Origin of the sequence: Bifidobacterium colobi (assembly GCF_018555455.1) — a bacterium.
Lineage (GTDB): Bacteria > Actinomycetota > Actinomycetes > Actinomycetales > Bifidobacteriaceae > Bifidobacterium > Bifidobacterium colobi.
Window position 1 is genome coordinate 51,788 of record NZ_JAFEJU010000003.1, and the last position, 20,537, is coordinate 72,324.

The 20,537-nt window shown below is 57.9% G+C and carries 18 protein-coding genes and 1 tRNA gene; 6 read left to right on the plus strand and 13 right to left on the minus strand.

Annotated features, from left to right (window positions below):
- Nucleotides 1–53: 53 nt before the first annotated feature.
- Nucleotides 54–875, minus strand: a complete 822-nt coding sequence (locus tag JS530_RS04890; protein WP_214376087.1) for an HAD-IIB family hydrolase — start codon at nucleotides 873–875, stop codon at nucleotides 54–56.
- An 84-nt stretch (nucleotides 876–959) separates the two neighbouring features.
- Between JS530_RS04890 and JS530_RS04895 the strand changes: the two genes are divergently transcribed.
- Nucleotides 960–1,388 (plus strand): metallopeptidase family protein, encoded by a 429-nt coding sequence (locus JS530_RS04895; protein WP_214376088.1) that lies wholly within the window; start codon nucleotides 960–962, stop codon nucleotides 1,386–1,388.
- Nucleotides 1,389–1,455: 67 nt separating this feature from the next.
- Here JS530_RS04895 and JS530_RS04900 read toward each other — a convergent pair whose 3' ends face one another.
- The 3 genes from JS530_RS04900 to JS530_RS04910 form a co-directional block, all read right to left on the minus strand.
- Nucleotides 1,456–2,994: a DUF5719 family protein gene (locus JS530_RS04900; RefSeq protein ID WP_214376089.1), complete on the minus strand. Its 1,539-nt coding sequence runs from the start codon at nucleotides 2,992–2,994 to the stop codon at nucleotides 1,456–1,458.
- A complete protein-coding gene (locus JS530_RS04905; protein WP_214376090.1) occupies nucleotides 2,991–6,101 on the minus strand; it encodes a glycosyltransferase family 2 protein in 3,111 nt (1,036 codons plus the stop codon). Before JS530_RS04905 ends, JS530_RS04900 begins: the two co-directional genes overlap by 4 nt.
- 96 nt (nucleotides 6,102–6,197) lie before the next feature.
- Nucleotides 6,198–6,497 (minus strand): WhiB family transcriptional regulator, encoded by a 300-nt coding sequence (locus tag JS530_RS04910; RefSeq protein ID WP_214376091.1) that lies wholly within the window; start codon nucleotides 6,495–6,497, stop codon nucleotides 6,198–6,200.
- Nucleotides 6,498–6,768: 271 nt separating this feature from the next.
- On the opposite strand from JS530_RS04910, the gene JS530_RS04915 reads away from it, so the two are divergent.
- From JS530_RS04915 to JS530_RS04925, 3 genes are all read left to right on the plus strand, one after another.
- Nucleotides 6,769–8,187, plus strand: a complete 1,419-nt coding sequence (locus JS530_RS04915; RefSeq protein WP_214376092.1) for an LCP family protein — start codon at nucleotides 6,769–6,771, stop codon at nucleotides 8,185–8,187.
- A 109-nt stretch (nucleotides 8,188–8,296) separates the two neighbouring features.
- Nucleotides 8,297–10,159, plus strand: coding sequence for an FtsK/SpoIIIE domain-containing protein (locus tag JS530_RS04920; protein ID WP_425350853.1), 1,863 nt, complete (start codon nucleotides 8,297–8,299; stop codon nucleotides 10,157–10,159).
- Nucleotides 10,160–10,270: 111 nt separating this feature from the next.
- Entirely contained in the window at nucleotides 10,271–10,549 is a 279-nt protein-coding gene (locus JS530_RS04925) for a WhiB family transcriptional regulator (RefSeq protein ID WP_003835265.1), read from the plus strand.
- 126 nt (nucleotides 10,550–10,675) lie between these two features.
- On the opposite strand, the gene JS530_RS04930 is transcribed toward JS530_RS04925, so the two are convergent.
- Nucleotides 10,676–12,163: a sensor histidine kinase gene (locus JS530_RS04930; RefSeq protein ID WP_214376093.1), complete on the minus strand. Its 1,488-nt coding sequence runs from the start codon at nucleotides 12,161–12,163 to the stop codon at nucleotides 10,676–10,678.
- Between the two features lie 162 nt (nucleotides 12,164–12,325).
- Between JS530_RS04930 and trhA the strand changes: the two genes are divergently transcribed.
- Entirely contained in the window at nucleotides 12,326–13,240 is a 915-nt protein-coding gene (gene trhA, locus JS530_RS04935; RefSeq protein WP_214376094.1) for a PAQR family membrane homeostasis protein TrhA, read from the plus strand.
- Between the two features lie 98 nt (nucleotides 13,241–13,338).
- On the opposite strand, the gene JS530_RS04940 is transcribed toward trhA, so the two are convergent.
- From JS530_RS04940 to JS530_RS04955, 4 genes are all read right to left on the minus strand, one after another.
- Nucleotides 13,339–13,818 carry a GreA/GreB family elongation factor gene (locus tag JS530_RS04940; protein WP_214376095.1) on the minus strand — a complete coding sequence of 160 codons (480 nt, stop codon included), beginning with the start codon at nucleotides 13,816–13,818 and terminating at the stop codon, nucleotides 13,339–13,341.
- Between the two features lie 71 nt (nucleotides 13,819–13,889).
- Nucleotides 13,890–14,297, minus strand: a complete 408-nt coding sequence (locus tag JS530_RS04945; RefSeq protein ID WP_214376096.1) for an FKBP-type peptidyl-prolyl cis-trans isomerase — start codon at nucleotides 14,295–14,297, stop codon at nucleotides 13,890–13,892.
- A gap of 82 nt (nucleotides 14,298–14,379) precedes the next feature.
- A complete protein-coding gene (locus JS530_RS04950; RefSeq protein ID WP_214376097.1) occupies nucleotides 14,380–15,840 on the minus strand; it encodes an L-serine ammonia-lyase in 1,461 nt (486 codons plus the stop codon).
- A 22-nt stretch (nucleotides 15,841–15,862) separates the two neighbouring features.
- Nucleotides 15,863–16,456 carry a cadmium transporter gene (locus JS530_RS04955; protein ID WP_214376098.1) on the minus strand — a complete coding sequence of 198 codons (594 nt, stop codon included), beginning with the start codon at nucleotides 16,454–16,456 and terminating at the stop codon, nucleotides 15,863–15,865.
- 268 nt (nucleotides 16,457–16,724) lie between these two features.
- Between JS530_RS04955 and JS530_RS04960 the strand changes: the two genes are divergently transcribed.
- Nucleotides 16,725–16,803 (plus strand) — tRNA-Leu (locus tag JS530_RS04960).
- 2 nt (nucleotides 16,804–16,805) lie between these two features.
- Here JS530_RS04960 and JS530_RS04965 read toward each other — a convergent pair.
- The 4 genes from JS530_RS04965 to eno form a co-directional block, all read right to left on the minus strand.
- Nucleotides 16,806–17,807 carry a Ppx/GppA phosphatase family protein gene (locus tag JS530_RS04965; protein WP_214376099.1) on the minus strand — a complete coding sequence of 334 codons (1,002 nt, stop codon included), beginning with the start codon at nucleotides 17,805–17,807 and terminating at the stop codon, nucleotides 16,806–16,808.
- 16 nt (nucleotides 17,808–17,823) lie between these two features.
- The gene (locus JS530_RS04970; protein ID WP_214376100.1) at nucleotides 17,824–18,387 is read right to left on the minus strand and encodes a DUF501 domain-containing protein; all 564 of its coding nucleotides are present in this window, start codon (nucleotides 18,385–18,387) and stop codon (nucleotides 17,824–17,826) included.
- On the minus strand, nucleotides 18,384–18,959 hold the full coding sequence (locus tag JS530_RS04975) for an FtsB family cell division protein (protein ID WP_240541099.1): 576 nt from the start codon (nucleotides 18,957–18,959) through the stop codon (nucleotides 18,384–18,386). The genes JS530_RS04970 and JS530_RS04975 overlap by 4 nt, the downstream gene beginning before the upstream one ends.
- Before the next feature lie 90 nt (nucleotides 18,960–19,049).
- The gene (eno, locus tag JS530_RS04980; protein WP_033890350.1) at nucleotides 19,050–20,348 is read right to left on the minus strand and encodes a phosphopyruvate hydratase; all 1,299 of its coding nucleotides are present in this window, start codon (nucleotides 20,346–20,348) and stop codon (nucleotides 19,050–19,052) included.
- Between the last annotated feature and the right edge of the window lie 189 nt (nucleotides 20,349–20,537).

Here is a 20,537-nt window from a genome sequence, read left to right on the forward strand (position 1 = left end):
GGTCAGCAACCCTCGGCTTTCCGTCATCGACACCGAGCTGCGCGAGAGGAAAGTCATGAGCGGGTCTTTATCTCAGGAATACGTGGAATACGCTCCAGCACCGCATCCATGAGTTCTACGGTGTCGCTGGGATCGCGCACAGCCATGCCTCGAGCACCGGCCTCAACCGCCGGATAATCGTTACCGCCTTCACTCATACGGTCACCAACGAATGTGATGTCCGCGACTGTTATGCCGAGCATATCCGCCAGTTTGCGCACCGCATAGGCTTTATCAATGCCATGCTTGCTCACGTCTACACTGGAGTATCCGCCGGTGCGTACGCGCAGTTCCGGGAAATCCTCACTCACCAGGGCACTCAACGCCCGCTTCTTGCTATCATCCGGATCCCAATGCTGTTTGACTTCCACCGGCGCATACTGACCCAATGCGGAGAAGGTGATCTGGCTGCCACGATTCTCGATGCGGGGCCCCCATACCCGTGATTCCCATAATCCGAGCTCTTTGGCGTGGCGTTCGAGACTTGATTCAATAGCCGAAACCGTCGGCTCATCCAAATCATGCGCATAAACGAGCTTCCACTGCCCCTGCTGCCATCGGTAGTACCGTGACCCGGATGTAGGCATCACATGCAGATTACGCTTATCGGCACGGTCGTTGAGCACATCCAGCACCTGCATGGTGACTACGGCCATACTGCCGCCTGAAATCAACGCCACTGGCATTCGCGCCACCAGTTCGCTGAAGCGCTCGATCATATCGGGTTTCATCGGCTGCTTGGAACTCGCCAGCGTATTGTCGAGGTCGAACCCGAAAATCCGCGTCGTGGCGCACAGTTCGTCCATATCAAGTGTTCTCCATGATTGCACGAACATTCGCCGGTCCTCCTTGCTGACGAGATCACGCCAATGCTCCCATCGTATCGCATAATGCCTTCGCCTTGTCCTATGGTGGGAGTCATGCTTCAGCCACCTTGGAACGAGAGAGTCTACAGAAACCGTCATGGTCGTGGTATGCGTACCCCGATGTTCGGTATTCGACTGCCACGATACCGTACCCGTACCGGTATGTTCGACGACATGGTGGCCGCCCAGATTCGTCGATTGAACGAAGCCTGGCCTGACCTAATCCAGCCATTGCAGTTTGCTGTGGAAGATGTTCCCCCATCTGATCCCGTACCGTGGCAGGTCAATCCGAATATGGCTTCGCAATGCTTCCCGGCATCGCATGGCATTCCCGCCCGAGTGGTGCTGTATCGCATGCCTATTCAGACTGAGGCTCGCACCAAAATGGAACTGCAGTTGGCCATTCGCGATGAAGTGGTAGCCCGCGTTGCCGAACTGTATGGGCGCAGGCCAGAGGAAATCGATCCGGACTGGGGATTCTGATCGTACGCTCCAGCCTGCGACTCAGCGAATGGCCTACTCAAGCTGCTCAACGAACCGAGTCGCGCAGCTAACGCACGATGGCGGGATTGCTACGTGCCCACACATGCGAAGTGACCGGCATCAACGCTCTGGATTCGATTGTGGCGAGACCCGCCATCTTACCGTTGCCAAGATTATCGTGACCGACGCGAACATTCCATACCACCTTGGTTGAATCATCATCCAAGGTGAGCACTTTCACTGCGGTGCCATCCCCATCGAATTCATCCAAGGCGAGTGTCTGCGCAGCGTTGGCCCCGAGTGTGATTTCCTCGGATCCCGCGTCCTTGCCGTCGGCGGAGTAGGCGTGCACGGTAACAGTGCGGCCGCTGTTGGATGTGTTCGCCAATGAAATCACCGCGTTCACATCATCGGGAATCACCACAGCCGAATACTTGGCTGATGCCGCAGCATTAATCAAGGCAAAGTCAGCCTGTTGGCTCTCCCCCGAACGCGTGGCTTTGGCGCTGAGCCAAACCTTGTCTTCGGCAGTGGACATCACACCCAGCGCATTATCAGGAGCCTTGCCTAAATCAACGACCTCGACCTTGCCTGCGGACACCGTAACATCCTTGGCATGCACCAGACCCTGCTTGGTAATCCAAGACAATGCGGTGCTGGTGTCCACGCGGGAGAACACATAGGCGTTCACTTCATCGCCGGCGGACACCGATGGAATCACCGACGCATTGGAGGAAGCTGGAAGCGGCAGTGCAAAATCAGAGCCCTTGGAAGTCAAACCATCCATAACCACAGTGCGCACCACAGCTGCGATCGGCGTCTCCTTGCTGGATACCGTCACGTACAAAGCATCCTGATCGGATACCGAAGCCGACAAATCAAGGGAGGACTCCCCCTCGGCCGGCACAGACAGCGAGGACTGCGTGGACAATGTCAGCTTCCCCGCCTGCTTGGAGCCCCAGATCGACAGGTCCACGGTGGTCGGCTTGGTGGAAGGATTAGCGACAATCAGCTGCTGCGTGGTACCCGTAGCCGTACCTGACAACAGGAACGACTGGCTCAATGTAGGCGAAACGCAGGTGGCGGCGGATACGCCTTTCAGGTCGCCGTCATCGGCCCACGAGGCGATGGCACCAGTGGCGCCAGTGCCTTCGGAAGCCTGAAGCATACGCGTGTCCATCAAACGGGAGCCGTCGACATCCTGGGCACCGGTTTTGACATCGGCGTTATCCGTCAGATCAGTGTCCTGCAAAGTCACATCATTACTGCTGGAGCTTCCCAGCGCGGACACGGTGGACGTGTATACGGAACCGAACGCCGCATACCGTGCCTTGGTACTCAAATTGCCCACCGTGGCTTGGAATGCGCTATCTCCATAAGTGCCGGTATCCGCCAATCCCATGGGAGCCGGGCAATACATTTCGGCTTGCGTGGGGCTGACGCTCTGATCCATGGCATCATCGGTACCTTGAACCGAATCCACCCATGACGATGGACCGGGAATGATGAACAGTGCGATCAACGCGGCAACCAGAATGATGGTGGAGATCGTAGCGAGCACGATATTGGTCACGCGCCTTGCCCCAGACGACATATGCTTGCTCATGCTTCCTCCTCCAAACCGGATGACAGCCTACGGCGCGGAGCGGCCACCAGGCAATAGAACACCATGATCACACCGAGGCAGACCAGCCACGCATAACGCCATGCGCTATGCTGCGTCCGCTGCTGCCAGGACGTATCAACGTTCTGATCATTCGCATTGCGCAACGTCAATCGGTAATAGCTGCCCGCGTCTGTGGACACCAAGGACTGGGTGCCATTGGATGCCGCGATATTGGCAGTGAGCTGCTCATACGGCGACGATGCGGTGTTGGCCTGACCATTGGCGACCACGTAAATGCCGCCGAATCCCAGTGCGCTGATGTCTTCGATGGCTTGCGCATCCGGATTCGACAACAGTGCCGCGCATGCCTTGGCAAGCTTCTGATCGATGGCATCATGCTCGCCATCCACAAGCCTTGCCCGGGCGATGGGCGAGCTGTCGATCAGATCGCCGCGCGAAGTGCGCATCACCGAGTAGTCCACCGCCGTTCGGGTTTGCGCGCTAATGGCCAGCACACGGTGATCGGCTCCGGAAGCCAGGTAATCATCCGTGACCATCGGCAGACCGGCATCGGAAACGCCAAGACCCTCGTCAGCATGCCGTTCAAGTCCAAACCAGCATTGCACGACCACACAGCAGGCGAGCACGACGGCCAGAACAGCACGACCGGCCACAATCGCATGGCGTGAGTAGTCGGTTTTGTTTCCGGATTCGATGGCTGTATCAGCTTGCGCCAACGACAGATGCAACGGATGGAATCGTTTCACCGCGCCGCCGGCAACCAGGCATACGCACGACAGGAATCCCATAATCATCAGGAGATTGCCCGGCTGTGCCGATCCGGCAATCGCGCCGGATGCATCAAGGGCGATGGCCACACGAGTCGAAACCATGGAAAGCAACGCGCCGCAAACAATAACCACCCACATGAGTCGAGATGCTCGCAACGCGAACGGCAGCACCAGTGAAACGACAGCCAACAGTGTGATGACGGCGAACAATACCGCCAAAGCGATGTCTGCAAATGTGCCCGACTGCAGGTTCCACCCCAAGGCGCGCTCGGTGGTCTCCAGCAGACTCAAGGACGCAGGCTCACCATTATTGGACGAAGCCGGCATCATGACATCGCCGAATAATTGCCGCCATGCCCCCTCATGGGCGTATCGGATCGAGTTGACCAGCGTGGGAGCCACAACGAAAGCCGACGGCAGCGGAATCAACAGCAAGGCGGAGCGCTTACGACGCACGAACAGGAAGAAGACCAGGAACGCTACAATCAATGCCAGCAACAGCTGCGGTTCCGCAGCTACCACAGGGATGAAGCACAGGGATGCGAGCGCCGCTGCCTGCACGGATGTGCGCGGCTTCAGCGGATCTTCCGTATGATACATGCCCACGGCGCGGAAGACGAACGCAAATGCCGCCGGCAGGAAGACCAATACCGTGAGCATCGGCAGATTCGCTTGCGCATACCATCCGAACATCACGCCCGTGGATGCCCATAACAAGCCGCCAAGCACACGTACCACATCGGATCTGGTGAAAATACCCGCCAGCGCCCAGAACGAGAGCGCGCTTAACGGAGCGGCAGCGAACAGCATCAGGGCAAGCGCCACGCTCACGTGGCCGAACGTCACCAACGAGGTGACCATCAACACCATCAGCCATGGGGTTGGCGGCGCAGGAATACCAGTGCCGGCGCCGAACACCCACAGCGTGGTGGCGGACTGCGCCAATTGCTTGAACGTGGCACCAGTCGGCAGCAAATAATTCGAATACAATGAGCCGCCAGAGAACGCCGCGCGGAAAACCTGCCAGTAGGTCAATACGATCGCGAGGAAACATGCCAACGCCATGCACAATGCCGCGACCCAGCGTCGAATCAACCGTGTTTTCAGATGTGCGCGTTCCAAAGGGCTGAGCAGCACCATACCCTGCTGCGCCTGGAAGGCATCCCTACGTTCATGGAACTGCCTGATCTGCTCGCGGTCCGCGCTCAGTACGCCCAGCGAGCTCATGGACACCTTGCTCTGGCGCGCCACCAGACGGCGCGAGCGCATGGCACCGGGAATCGAGGTCAGCGCCAGCCAAGGCAGACACAGTTGGATCAGAGCCTGATATGGCTGCTTTCTCAGCAGCAATGCGATGGTCACGCCAAAACTGCGAATCACACGCCACAGCCATACGGCAATCCATGTGGACATATGGAGATCCGTGTACAGGTAGCGCTGTTGTGATCGCGCGATGGCCAATGCGGCATTGTTGGCATGCTCATGCTCCAACGCCTCGCCGCCACGCGTACGGACACCTTCATAACGGGCACGGCGGTGGGCGATTTCAGCCTGCGGCACAATCACCACTCGTCCGCCGCTCAGGCATACGCGACGGCAGAAGTCCACGGATTCGCTGTACGTGGTCATCCAAGGATTGATGGTCAGTCGTTTGAATTCGTCAAAGGCGACCAGCGCACCGGCGAGCGAGACGGCGAACACGTCCTGGCGGCCGTCATACTGCTCCTGATCGGGCTCGCCATCCACTACCAGCGAATGTACGGCATGCTTGCCGGCATACATGCCCACTTCATGAAGCCGTTCATCTTCCCAATCGCTTTGCTTGCATCCCAGCACACTGGCACCGGGGGCGTTGCGCCAGGCTTCCAGCAGATGTTCCAGACACGAGGCATCAGCCGGACGAGAGTCGTCATGCAACAGCCACAATGCGCGCGTCGATGCGGGCAGTTCGGCGTACTGCAACGCCTTGGTCACGGCATCGCCGAACGACCTCGCACCCTTGGCGCGCACGATCTGGATACTCACCTGCTTGGCCTGCGGCACCTGCAGCACCGGGCCGGACGGCGAGGGAATGACCTCGAACGAGGTTTTCACCGGCTGGCTGGTACGTCCGGTGGTGTCGGCGATGACAATGGCTCCGGGCAGCACACTCTGTATCAGCAGCGAATGCAACGTGGATTCAAGGAACCTGGTATCGTCCTCCACCGTCACCACGGCCGCGATTCCGGCGTCCACATCCTGCCGATGCGTGTATGGGCGCGCAGCCATGGCATTAGCCAGAGCATCATGGATATCGTTATTCGCTGTTGAACTCATAAACCCCTAGTGTACCCATGAACCTTGAACGAGCCTCATAACGGCGTATGACGTAACCTGCCGCGGCAAATCGCTCGCGAGCATCCGCCAGATTGTTCAGGCCTGTTCGCGATGTTCCTTCTTATACCGACGACGTTCACGCTCGCTCATACCGCCCCAGATGCCGAATCGTTCATCGTGGTCAATCGCCCATTTCAGGCATTGCTCACGGACTTCGCATTTGGCGCATACGCGCTTAGCGTCACGCGTGGAACCGCCTTTTTCCGGGAAGAACGCTTCCGGATCGGTTTGCGCGCACAAAGCCTTGTGCTGCCACGAAACATCGCCATCCGGCTTGAACAGTCCCCAGAGTTCTTGCAATGGCTCGTCGGCGGAATCATCGATCACACCCCACATGCGATCCTCCCTTGCCTCTGAGCTTCTCATAACGCATAAATTACACACATGCTACTTCGCTTTTGTCAAATTACTTCTCGTGTCAATACCCTTATTTAGTGGAATTTGTGCTATAAGAACATGTGTTTTATGGCCCTGTGAGGTCCGTTTTACGCTGTTGGCAATCGTTGGGTATGTGCCGTTCCTGCGGAGGAACAACTCAGCCCGGCCGCCACAGACGCAAGCTGTGACAAAGTGTCTTTCAGACCACGAACTATGGAGAGGATAAGGTATGGCGCAGGAACCAAGTGAAGCGGATCAGCAGATCAATCCGCCAAGCTTCACCCCTCCTGCAGGCCGCCGGACAAGGCCTTCCGGCCCGATTCCCCGGTCTTCCGGCTCCTCTTCTTCCGCTTCCCAGTATCAGCCGAGCCGAACGTTCGATCATGCGGATCAGGCTGTGCCGGCTTCGTTTGCACCTCCCGCATCGCGACGGGCTTCCCAGCAGCGTTCGTCGGCCCCCAGTTTTTCTCCTCGCACGTCACGCAAGCAGACGCCGGCGACTCCCACTGCCGGCGCCGGCTCGGATGTGCCGCAAAGCATTCCGCCTGCACGAGCAAGGCGTTCAACGGGATCGTCACGCAATGTGGTGCGTCCGGCAACCTCCTCTCTTGTGGGAACGAACGGCAATCAATCACTCAATAGCCTTGCGAATAGCCGATTCGCCGCTCATGGCTCCGGCTCCGCGCAGCTCGCTCAGTCCCTTCCGCATACGCATCGCATCCGTAAGATCGTGATATCCTTCATCGCCGCATTACTCGCCGCTGCGGTTATTGCCGTCTACTGCGCCTGGGGATGGGTGGATAGTCGATTGAACAAAACCGACTGGCTGACCGATACGGCTAATACATCTGCAGCCACATGGCTGATTCTCGGCTCCGATGAGCGAGACGAACCCAGTGATATCACCGGTTTCCGCACCGACACTATTCTGGTATTGACCAAGCCGAAAAGCGGTCCGAGTTCGCTGATTTCCATTCCACGCGATTCCTTGATGAACGTGGACGGCCAGTACATGAAGATCAATGCCGTGGCGCAGACTCTTGGCCGCAAGGCGCTCGTCCAACAGGTGGAGAACATCACCGGCCAGAAAATCGACCATGTGGCGCAGATCAAATTCGGCGGTTTGCAGCAGATTGTGGATGCTTTGGGCGGTATTCGCCTGTGCTATGACGAGGATGTTCAGGATGCCTACTCAGGCCTCAACTGGCAGTCCGGCTGCCATGATGCCGACGGGGCGACCGCACTGGCGTTCTCCCGCATGCGGTATTCGGATGCCAACGGCGATTTTGGCCGCAATGAACGTCAGCGTCAGGTCATTGCCGCGGTGATTCAGAAGGCTTCCAGCAAGGAGACACTGACCAATCCCAAGAAGGTGTTGACGGTGGCCGAGTCCGGTCTTGCCGCGCTGACCGTTGACGAAGACGCCTCCCCCATGAGCCTCATGTCGATGGCCTTGGCATTCAAGGATGCCACTGGCTCCAAGGGCGTTTCCGGCAGCGTGTATTGGTCCGATGCGGATTACTACGTGGATGGCGTTGGCTCTTCGGTGCTGTTGGATGACCAGAAGAACAGCGAATTGTTCGCGCAATTGGCGCAGGGTACGCATGCGGCCGGCACTGTGGGCACGCTTGCTGAAGCACAGTCCTGATTGATAATTCCCTCCCCTCGCGTCGGTCTATGTGGATAACTCGGCAAGCTCGAACCACATAGGTCGTTTTCGCTTGCGCAATCGCAGTATGTTGGCTCACGCTGGATACATGAGCCAACTGATTTCTTTTCCTAGCAACCGTTCCGGTGACGCTTCAGCGCGGAAGCGTGGCCGCACACGTCGGCGTTCCGGGCAGTCGACGCACCCGTGGCAGTCCCGCATGATGGTGTTCGCCATGACTGCCCCGCTATGCGCGCAAATCATGATGATCGTCATCATGCTCACGCAACGGCAATGGTTGTACGCCGTCATGATTGTGCCGGGAGTCTTCGCCACATTGGCCACGCTGCTGGCGTCGCTGCCATCGTTGATTCAACGCACGCACAGCACCCCGGATACCCCCGCCGTACCGGGAACTGGTCATGCCGCCAATGTGCAGCAATCGGCTGCACATCATCTGATGCGTCAGGATGCGCAACTCTTCGCCGCAATAGACGCCACAGAACTGGAGGATCTTCTTCGCTTCGATCGCATGCCTTGGCGTGATGTGGTGCGCCATTGGCTGGCACCAGCGCAATGGGATGCACCCATAGGCATGTGCTCTGAGGGAACCTATGCCATTAATATGCGGCGGCAAGGACCCCATGCGCTGGTGGCAGGTACCACCGGTTCCGGCAAATCCGTATTGCTGCAAAGCTGGTGCTTGGCTTTGGCGGCACGCAATGGTCCCGATCGACTGAACTTCGTCTTCTTGGATTTCAAAGGTGGGTCGGCCTTCCGCGATCTTGAGCAATTGCCTCATTGCGTGGGCAGCGTCTGCGATCTTGACCTGGGTCATGCCGCGCGCGCTTTGCGAGCACTGGAATCCGAGCTTACACGCCGCGAGCGCCTGACCGCTCAGCATCGCACCGCAAACAGTGACGACTTGCCTGATCCGCCGGCACGGTTATTCGTGGTCATCGACGAGTTCCATGCGTTGAAGGACCAGCTGCCTGACTACATCAACCGGCTGGTGCGTATCGCTTCTCTAGGCCGCTCTCTGGGGATGCATCTTATTGTGTGCACGCAGAATCCCATGGGACAGGTAAGCGCGGATATGAAAGCCAATATGGCACTGAATATCTGTCTGCGTGTCCGCGATGAATTGCAGTCATCCGAGTTGCTGGGCGACGGTCGCGCGGCTCGTATCAGTCCCGCCATGCCGGGAGCCGCGTTTTGCAATGATTCGGAGCAGGTTACGGCAATACGCTGCGCCAATGTGGTCAGTATTTCGAACGTATGCCGCAATATCGGTTTGGCGGCACGGTTCATGGGTCTTGCGCCAGCCGAGCAATTATTCTCCTCTCCTTTACCTGCCGCGGTACGGTATCGCCCCTCAACTCCCACACATGATGAAGGGGTCTGGTTCGGCATCAGCGATGATGGCATACGTCTGTCTGACGCCACGGTGAGTCTCAGGCAAGGCAATGTCGGCATTATTGGCGGGCATGGTCGGGGTAAAAGCACCGTGTTGGAAGTCATCTATGAGCAAATGCACCATATTGGCGGATACATGACGCGTATCAGCAGGTCGGTTCATGGTATTTGGCGCACGCAAACCGTGCACCAGCGTCCACTCGTACCAATCGACACCAGCTCAACGCCTCGCCCGCCGCAATTGGTATGGCTAGTTGATGACGCGGATGAGCTATTCGACCCGTTCCGCGTTGACGAACAGGCATCGCAATTCAAACAGGCACTGGCAGACCCCGGAACAACAGTGATATTCACCGCCTCGTCACTACGGCATATTCGTATTCCCGATCATTGCCTGACCAGAATAGTGTTTCCCAGCGGCGAGAAAACCAATGATATGATGGCCGGAATACCGTCGACATTGCTCGCCCAAATGAACCATGCCGACTATGAAACGGCGGGTCGCGCCGTGCTCATCACTGGTGCTCAGACACGGCTGGTGCAATGCGCATCGTGAAATACCTGCTATTTTCTGGGCAAAACCTCTTGAAAAACACCGCGGTTCGTGGTTTCCTAGTGTAGGAATCAAGGAATTCAACAGCCACGTGGCTTTTAAGGGAGGCAAGCAATGAGCAGCGCTTTTGATTGGCGAGCCAAGGCCGCATGCCGCGATAAGGATCCGGAACTGTTCTTCCCGGTGGGTAACACCGGTGCCGCATACCAGCAGATTGAAGAGGCCAAGGCCGTGTGCCGTACCTGCAAGGTGATTGATGCGTGCCTCAAGTGCGCATTGGACACCAATCAGGATTACGGTGTTTGGGGCGGCTTGAGCGAGGATGAGCGTCGTGCGCTGAAGCGCCGTGCCATGCGCGCCCGCCGTTCTCAGGCCATGCAGATGCAGATCTGATTATCGTCAAGGCATACGCCGTATATGAAGAAACCCTCCCATATGGGAGGGTTTCTTGTTGTTTGTTGAGCATTCCCCACTCAGTCGCACTGGCAGCTCCCCTCATTGAGGGGAGCTAGGAATGCGCTATTCTTCCTGAGCTGCACGCAGTTTCATGTCGAGCACAACGCGCGTGCCACCTTCGCGGCGAGGCTCCCAGTGCACCGATCCGCCAAAATCATTGGTCACAAATGTGTTGATGATCTGCGTGCCCAAGCCGGAGCCGGAGGTCCTTGCCATACCGCCTTGCTCTTCGGAGCCAAGACCGGTGCCGTCATCTTCGACCACGACGTTCAGGTTGGAGCCGGAGCGCCCGACGGAGATGGTGATATTGCCTTCCTTGCGCCCCTCGAATCCATGCTCCACCGAATTGGTGATGAGCTCGGTCAGCACCAGGGAGAGCGGCGTGGCATCCTGTGCGGGCATCATGCCGAATTTGCCCATGAAGTTCACGCTGATATGCTGATCCTTCATTGTGGCCAAATCCACCGCCATACGCAGCAGGTTGGAAATCACCTTGTCGAAGTCCACGATTTCGTCGGCGGTCTGGCTCAGCCCCTCATGCACCATGGCGATGGTCTGCACACGACGCTGCGCCTCCTGCAACTCCTTCTTGACCTCTTCGGATTTGGTCTTGCGCGCCTGCAACCTCAACAACGCCGATACCGCTTGCAGATTGTTCTTCACACGATGGTGGATCTCGGAAATGGTGGCGTTCTTGGTCTGCAGTTCCTTTTCGCGACGACGCAGCTCGGTCACATCGCGACAGAGGATAATGGCACCCACCCTGCCGTTATTGTCGTAGAGCGGCAGCGAGCGCATGGATACCGCTGAACGATTCGCGTTGATTTCGGAGTCCACGGCAGCCTTGCCGGAAAGCACCAACGGCAGTGTTTCCGGTACCGGATCGTTCTCTTTGAGCAATTCGGTGCCGAGTTCGCTCAGGTACTGTCCTGGCATGGTATGCAGCAGGCCCAAGCGCCTGAAGCAGCTGATGGCGTTCGGCGCCGCGTAACGCACCACGCCGTCGATGGTCAGGATGATGAAGCCATCCGCCACACGGGCGATATGGCGCTGGCTCATCACGGAGTCCTTATAGGGGAACTGCCCACGAGGAATCATCTCGTACAGATGCTTGCCTGCATTGATGCTCTCCGATTCGTAGCGGCCATTGGATTCACGAGTGGCCATATTGGTCTCCCGCACCACCAAGCCAAGCGTCTTGCCGTTGTGCCGTACCGGGGCGTACACGTTGCAGACGGTGGCTTTGCCCACCGAGCGCAGCACCGTGGAGCGGAACACCACACTGGAATCCATGGCGGCATCGAGTTCGCCAGTCATATCATCCGGCATTACATCGCCGACCACATCCTCGCCGCGCAAGGTCATTACCGTGGATGGACGGCATTGCTCGGCGACGACATACTTACCATCACCGTTTTGCACCAGCAGCAGCAGATCGGCGAAGCTTAAGTCGGCAATCACCTGCCAGTCGGCCACAAGATGATGCAGCCATTCGCGGTCCTCGTCATCGAAATCCGGGCGGGTCGCAAGAATATGTGAAAAATCAGCCATGACTACCATGATACGCAATAGGCTTGCTGGTGAGGCATTATGACGCACGATGTCATCTTGCGCCATAATGCCGGTGGTTCGCTATTGACAAACGCGCTACTTACGTTAACGTAGGTTACGGTAACGTAAGGAAGAAGCTTGCACTGCTGAAAGGATGGGCGTATGGCAGAGGAACATGAACACAGCGCCACTCAGCGCCAATTGGATCCCGAAGTCGCGGCAAAACGCGCTATAGCCGTCAAGGCACGTGAGGAGGCGCTTCAAGCTAAGGCGGATGCCGTACGAGCCAAAGCCCAGTTCAAAGCCGAAGCCATCAGAGCCAAGGCCGAGGAAAAAGCCCGCAAGAAACTGGCCAAAGCCGAGAACCGGGCGCTCAAAATCGAAGGCATCGCCCCGGCTGAAGTGGAACGCAAAATCCGCCTTGACGTCCACGGACGGCCGAAACCAGCCATGCGCGGATGGATTCACGCCGTAGCCTCTCCCCTGTCCCTGGCCGCCGGGATCGTGCTCATCTGCCTCGCTCAGGGCGCGGGTCTCAAATGGGCATGCGCGGTATTCATGACCGCATCCCTGATTCTGTTCACCAATTCCGCCTGCTACCATCTGGGCGATTGGAGCCCGCGCGTCACCGATGTGCTCAGGCGCATCGATCATGTGAACATCTTCCTGCTCATCGCCGGCACCTATACACCGGTTTCCTTTGCCCTTGAGCCTTTCTGGCGTAACTTCATCATCATCTCGATGTGGTCGTGCACCCTGGTGGCACTCATCATCCATGTGATTTGGATCAATGCGCCACGTTGGCTCTACACCGTGGTGTACATCATCTTCGGCATCTACGGTCTCGCGTTCATGATGTTGTTCTGGAAGTCGCCATATGCTGGCCCTGCAGTGGTGATTCTGCTATGCGCCGGTGGCGCCTGCTATATTCTGGGCGCCATCGTCTACGCATTGCGCAAGCCTGACCCATGGCCGCGCATCTTTGGTTTCCATGAGATTTTCCACTGCGGCACCGTTGCCGGATACGCCTGCCATATGGTGGCGATTTATATGGTGATCGTGGCGTTGTGGAGCTAGCGACTGCTTCCCCACCCCACACACAGTAGTTAAGTTATAAAGGCCTCTCCCGCGTATATCGAAGGGAGAGGCCTTTACTGATTGATTGAGAGCAAAACTCAGGCGAGCGGCTTGGAAGCCTTGACCACCACGGACAGCTCGCGGCCGTTCGGAGCGGTATAGGTCACCGTATCGCCGACCTTGGCACCTTCGATGGCCTTGCCGATCGGAGAGTCCGGGGTCATGATGTCGTAATCGGTGCCGGCCACGATGTCGCGGCTGCCCAGCACGTAGGTCATCTCATTGCCGTTGAGCTCGATGGTCACCACGGAGCCATTGCCCACGGTACCTTCCGGAGCGTTCTCGATGATCTTGGAATCACGAAGCTTCACCGTAAGTTCGGTAATGCGACCCTCGTTCTTGCTCTGTGCCTCACGGGCGGCCTGATAGCCACCGTTTTCGGAAAGATCGCCTTCGGCGCGGGCCACGGCAATCTTATGGGCGATTTCCTCGCGCAGCTCGCCCTCACGATGAGCGAGCTCTTCCTTCATTTTGTTGTACGCTTCCTGCGTCAGCAGGTAGACCTTGTCTTCAGCCATATTGTCCTCCTGAACTAAAACCTATAGCAAAACGCCGGCTATGACACCGGCGTTCCGTGATGCTGGATGTGTCAGCGAGTGGAAATGATGTCGATGACGAACACCAAGGTATCGTCACCGCCGATGCCGGCCTGCGGAACACCGCGGGAACCGTAGCCGTACTCCGGCGGAATGGAAACCACCAGACGGGAGCCCACGTTGTGGCCCGGCACGGTCTGATCCCAGCCCTTGATGACCTGGCCGACGCCAATGCCGAAGCTGGCAGGCTGATGGCGGTCGAAGCTGGAGTCGAACGGGGTATCCTTGCCCCAGACCACGCCATGGTAGTTCACAGTCACGGTATCGCCACGACGGACCATCGGACCGTCGCCTTCGGTCAGCTCAACGGCCTTCAGACCCTTGGGCGCTTCATCGGTCGGGAATTCGATAACGGGAGTGGTACCGAATTCGGCATTCACCTTAGGCATCTGTTCTGCCATACGTCCTCCTTGTCAGACACAATGCGCCCTACATTAGCACCATTGGCGGAGCTGTGGAAGTCGTTCTTCCCAGTGCGATATGTCAGCATTCGACGACGTTGACGGCGAGACCGCCTTTGGAGGTCTCCTTGTACTTGGCCATCATGTCTTCACCGGTCTGTTTCATCGTGGCGATCGCCTGATCCAAGGTCACGATATGCGAGCCATCGCCCAGCATGGCCATACGCACTGCATTGATGGCGGTATTGGCTGCCATCGCGTTCCGCTCAATGCATGGGATCTGCACCAGTCCGCCCACCGGGTCGCACGTCAGACCAAGATTATGCTCGATGCCGATTTCCGCCGCGTTCTCCACCTGTTCAGGCGTGCCGCCCATCACCGCAGCAAGACCTGCCGCAGCCATCGAACATGCCGATCCGACCTCGCCTTGGCAGCCGACCTCGGCACCGGAAATCGAAGCATTGCGCTTAAACAGGTAGCCGATGGCACCTGCGGTGAGCAGGAACGTGACAATGCCCTGCTCGTTGGCGTCATCGACGAAATGCCAGTAATAATGCAATACCGCTGGAATAATGCCCGCTGAACCATTGGTCGGAGCGGTGACGATACGTCCTCCCCCGGCGTTCTCCTCGGAAACGGCGAGCGCGAACAAATCCACCCATGCGGCATCGGAGGATTCCAACACTATGTCTTTGCGCCGCCGATCACGGTGCAGCAGATCGGAATTGGATGACAATCGCTGGTACATTTTCGGCGCACGCCGCGGCACGTCCAATCCGCCGGGCAGTGTGGCTTCATTGGACGTGCAGCCGTGGGAAACACATTCGCGCATCACACGCCAGACGTTATCGATGGTGTTGCGTACCTGGATGCCTGAGCGGTTCGCGGTCTCGTTGGCCCATACCAGTTCGGCGATGCTCATATGGTGCGCCTTGCACTGTGCGACGAGTTCGGCACATGAGGAGAACGGGTAGGGCGTTTCCGGACCGAAGTCGGTTGAACTGGATTCATCTGCGTCGGCGAATGCGGTGCCAGCCGGTGGTTTATCGTGAATACCGATCATCAGATCGTCAGGCGTGCCTTGGCGGATGAAGCCACCGCCAATGGAATACCAGACCTGTTCGTTCACCAGTGAGCCGGCGGCATCGAACGCTTGGAATCGCATACCGTTGGGGTGCGCTGCCATGCGCTTCCACAGTTCGAACATCACGTCTCGGTCGTAGTCGAAGTGGATGCGCTTGACACCGGCGAGATTCAACGTGTTATCCAGCGCGCAGGTTTCGCGGATGTGCAGCATATGCTCCGTATCCACATAGGCGGGCAGATTGCCTTCCAGCCCCGCCATGGCGGCGCGGTCCGTCCCGTGTCCCATGCCGGTCAGGGCGAGAGAACCGTAGAGCGTAACCTTGACGCGTTCGGTGCGATCGATCAGTCCGTCTTGCTTCAGCGATGTGGAAAATGCATGAGCTGCGGCCATCGGACCGACGGTATGCGAAGAGGACGGCCCCACACCGATGGTGAACATGTCAAGCACACTGAACATGACTGCTCCTTGATTGATCTGGTTACTTGCCCGAGGGAATCTGGCCGAAGATCATCACCAACACCATAACGCCAAGCACTGCGAGGACCACCTGTACAGCGAACAGTACGAATACCAGTGGCTTGCGTGTAGCGAGTTTGGAGCCGTACGCCTGTGCGAGCAGGAAGGCGATGAAGCCGAATACCGCATAGTTCACGGTGAGCGCCAGAATGTCCGCATTGGCGAGCACTACGCCGTTGACCGCTTGATCAAGGGAGTTCATCGTCGAGCCCATGACGAACATGCCCCAGATGCCATAGCCGATGAGTCCGACCACCGCATAGGCCCATGGTTTGAATTTGTCGTTCATACGCGTGGTGAAGGATTCCGCGCACCAGAGCAACGCGAACCCGACTACATAGGTGAACACGACGGCGACCAGTACCGTGGCAACCATCCACGGCACCAACGCCACCACAGGAGCGTTGGTATTCGGATCGGCAATCATGGTGAGGTAGAACCCGGAGCATGCGATGGCTCCGATAGTCAACGCGGTGCCCACTATGACTGCCTGGACGAACATGGTTGGCAAGGCGCCTTGTTCAACTCGATCGACTGCGGTCCAGCGTGAAGCCATAATGCACTCCTCGTTTCTTCCATGGGTAACACAACGAGGAACAGGGTAACGAGGAATTGTTTCGGAAAAGTGCCTCTCTCCGAAAAGAAGAAGTCGAGGAGAATACTGAGCGTGTGCCTCCGGTGGGCTGAGCCGTGAAGCGGACAGCCCAGTGGGCTGTCCGTAGGCGAAGGGAGCGGTTATACCGCGACGGCTGAGCGAAGCTCAGCAACCCGCAAGCCGCATCCGTCTCAGGGTGACGTACAATAGTACGGTTGGTTTATCCAACGCCTCCGTGGCGAAATGGTATACGCAGTCGACTTAAAATCGATCGCTTCGGCTTGTGGGTTCGAGTCCCACCGGAGGCACCTTACCGTGCAAGCAAGCGGCGACCATAATCGAGAACGATGCCGTCAAGCAGACCATGTTCGCTGGCCACATAGGAGTCGATGGGTGTGCCATGATCCTGTTCGGCGGCCGCGCTCACCTTGGCAAGCACACGGTTCCACACCACCGCACCGCCGCCGACCACGTCGATACGGCCCGGATGAATCGTCTTGTATGTGCGGCGCTCGTCACGCGTCATTCTGAGGAACTTGTCATCCACGGCATAGGCTTCGGCAAGTCCCAGACGGTAGCCGTCCACCACGCTATGATCGTATTCCTTCAAGCCGATTGCCAGAGCGGTCATGGTCGTCACCGTACCGGAGACGCCGATGATGGTGCGCGCCTTACCGGCATCCACATACTGGAATGCTTCGTCGATATGCTCATCGATGTCGGCAATAGCCTGAGCGATTTCCTCTTCGGTAGGCGGATCGCTGTGCAAATGGCGTTCGGTCATACGGACCGAACCAATGTTCATGGAAAATGCGCCCTGGACCGCCGTGGCAGGCGCGTTGACGCCATCGCCGCCGATGACCAACTCCGTGGAGCCGCCGCCCAAGTCGACCACCAGATACGGTGCCTGAAGGTCACTGCGGTTCACCACCGACGTGGCACCGAGGAAGCTCAGATCCGCCTCTTCGGTGCCGGGAATCACCTCGGGGCGTACACCGAGAATCTTTTCGATGTTGTCTTCGAACTCCTCACGGTTCTCAGCGTCACGGGTGGCGGATGTGGCTACGAACCGCAGCCCATCCACCGGGTGTTCCGCAAGCACGTCAGCGAATTCACGCGCGGCCACATAGGCGCGCTCCAATGCCTCATCGGCGAAACGATGGGTTTTGTCCACATCCTGTCCGAGTCGAATCACGCGAAGGATGCGCGGCACCACTTCCACCATGCCGTTGGCATCCACACGCGCGACCTTCAAACGAATCGAATTCGTGCCGCAATCGATACCGGCAACGGTCACACTATCCTTGCTCATCTCTTCTCCTCGTGTTTCACAATACCGTGCAACGGCAGATCGCCGGATCGAACTCATCCTTGACGCGCTCCAGCACCAGGTCGCCGATGGGATTGGCGCCCGGGCCCATCACCAACGATTGCGCGAGCAGCGCATGCAGGCATTTGACGCGTACCGGCATGCCGCCTGCGGAAGTGCCCTCGATGTGTTCTTCGCTATCGCCCAGGCGTACGGCCAGTTCATGGCGGAAAGCCAGATACAGCTGATGTGCCTCACCATAGGCGGCTTTCAAATCCTCGTCCGCGCCAAGCATATCGTTGTATTGCTGCATTACACCGGCGGCCTCCACGTGTGATGCCGCTTTGACTGCCTCCGGTCCGGTCAGATAGCAGGTGGTCGGGAATGGGATGCCGCCCGGCAATACCGGACGAGTAATCACGGCAAGCGGTCGACCGCATACACATCGTGCACCGACGGCCACCATGCCGCGTGGATAGCGTCCAAGCTGTCGTTCGACCAGTTCGATATCCTGATCGGTGGCAGGCTGCGCCAAAAGAGCGTCAACAAGCGATTTGGCTTGGGCGTTGATATCGATGGTCACTGTTGGGTTCCCTCCCCTGCACTGTTCTGATCGGCGTGCTGCGAATCTGTAGTATTGGTCGAGCTGTTGCTCTGTTTGCTGGTTTTCGATTGTTCCGCGGAATCGGACTTGGCTGATTTGCTGTTGCTGACCGGTTCATCGGCTTTTTTGAACGAGTATGACAATTCACTATACCAAGGCAGTACTTTGCTGTTGCCGGTTTGGCTGTCTGAGTCGCTATCGCTTTGGGATTCAGTGCCGGTCACCGCCTCAGGATGCAGCACGCGTACCGCCTGCTCATCCGGGAACACGAATCCAAGACGTTCGCGGGCCTGAGCGGTGACGTACGCCTTATCATTCCAACGTTTGATATCGTTCTCCAAATCCTGCTTTTTGGCGATCAACGATGCTTCTTCACGCTTCAAGCCGTTCAGTTCAGCGAGATTCAACGCATAGGTGTGAAATGTGGAAACCAGTTGAATGCTACCTAAGGCCACGATGAACAGGGATACGAAGAACGCGATAGGCCCCGTAGCGCTTCTCCTCTTGGATGTATTGCTGCCGTTTGCTTCGGCACGGGACGACTTGCTCATGGAACATGAAAATACCCGCCGCATTCGACTTGACGAACGCAGCGGGTATTGAGCTTCAGTGGAATGTCACGCCTTTACTGGCGTTTCAATTCACTTGGCCAGGTACTTCTTGCAGGCCTTGAAGGCGCTGTAGCCGGCGTACTGAGCGGTGGAGCCGAGCTCCTCCTCGATCTCGAGCAGACGGTTGTACTTGGCAACGCGCTCGCCACGAGCCGGGGCACCGGTCTTGATCTGGCGGGTGTTCTTAGCAACAGCCAGATCGGAGATGGTGGTGTCCGGGGTCTCGCCGGAGCGGTGGGAAACCATGGAGGTGTAGCCGTTGGCGGTGGCCAGCTCGATGGCGTCGAGGGTCTCGGTGACGGTGCCGATCTGGTTCAGCTTGACCAGCAGGGAGTTGGCAGCGCCGAGCTCGATGGCCTTCTGCAGGCGAGCCGGGTTGGTGACCAGGAGGTCGTCGCCGACGAACTGCAGGCGGTCGCCCAGCAGCTTGGTGATGGCGGTCCAGTCTTCCCAGCCCTCTTCGTTGAACGGATCCTCGATGGAGACGATCGGGTACTCCTCGATGAGCTGCTCGTAGAAGTCGAGCATGTACTGGGAGTCGCGCTCGTCACCCTCGAAGTGGTACTTGCCGGTCTCCTTGTTGTAGAACTCGGAGGAAGCGACATCCAGGGAGATGCCGATCTGCTTGCCGGGCTCGTAGCCGGCAGCGGAGATGGCGTCCATGATGTAGTTCAGGGAGTCCTTGTTGGACTTCATCTTCGGAGCGAAGCCGCCCTCGTCGCCGAGGCCGGTGTTCAGGCCTTCCTTCTTCAGAACGTTCTTCAGGGTGTGGTACACCTCGACGCCAGCCTGCAGAGCCTCGGAGTAGGTCTTGAAGCCGTACGGGGAGATCATGTACTCCTGAATGTCGGTGGCGAAGTCAGCGTGAGCGCCACCGTTCATGATGTTCATGTTCGGGACCGGCAGGATGTGGCCGTTGGTGCCGCCGATGTAGCGGTACAGCGGTTCGTCTGCGGACTCGGCGGAAGCGTACAGAGCGGCCAGGGAGACGCCCAGGATGGCGTTGGCGCCCAGCTTGCCCTTGTTCGGGGTGCCGTCGAGCTCAATCATCAGGTCGTCGAGAGCGCGCTGGTCGGAGGCATCCATGCCGATGACCTTCGGAGCGATCTCTTCGTTAACGGCCTTGACAGCGTTCAGAACGCCCTTGCCGCCGTAGACGGACTTGTCGCCATCGCGACGCTCCCAAGCCTCGGCTTCACCAGTGGAGGCACCGGACGGAACCAGGCCCAGGCCACGAGCACCGTCTTCGGTGTCCAGGACGACCTCAACGGTCGGGTTGCCACGGGAATCCAGAATCTGACGCGCGTACACGCTTTCAATTGCTGCCACAACTACTCCTTAAAACGGTTGTGTATCTAATGACAGTCATAAGACTAGTGCGATTTGTGGACGTTGTGAACGACACGCCCAAAAATAGTGTGAGCGCTCACATTTATCTGTGCAACGTCATTAGTCGAAAACTTGTACTCTCAAACAAGCTATTGCTCATGCCGTTCACAGCAATTGCCTTCAGTTCCC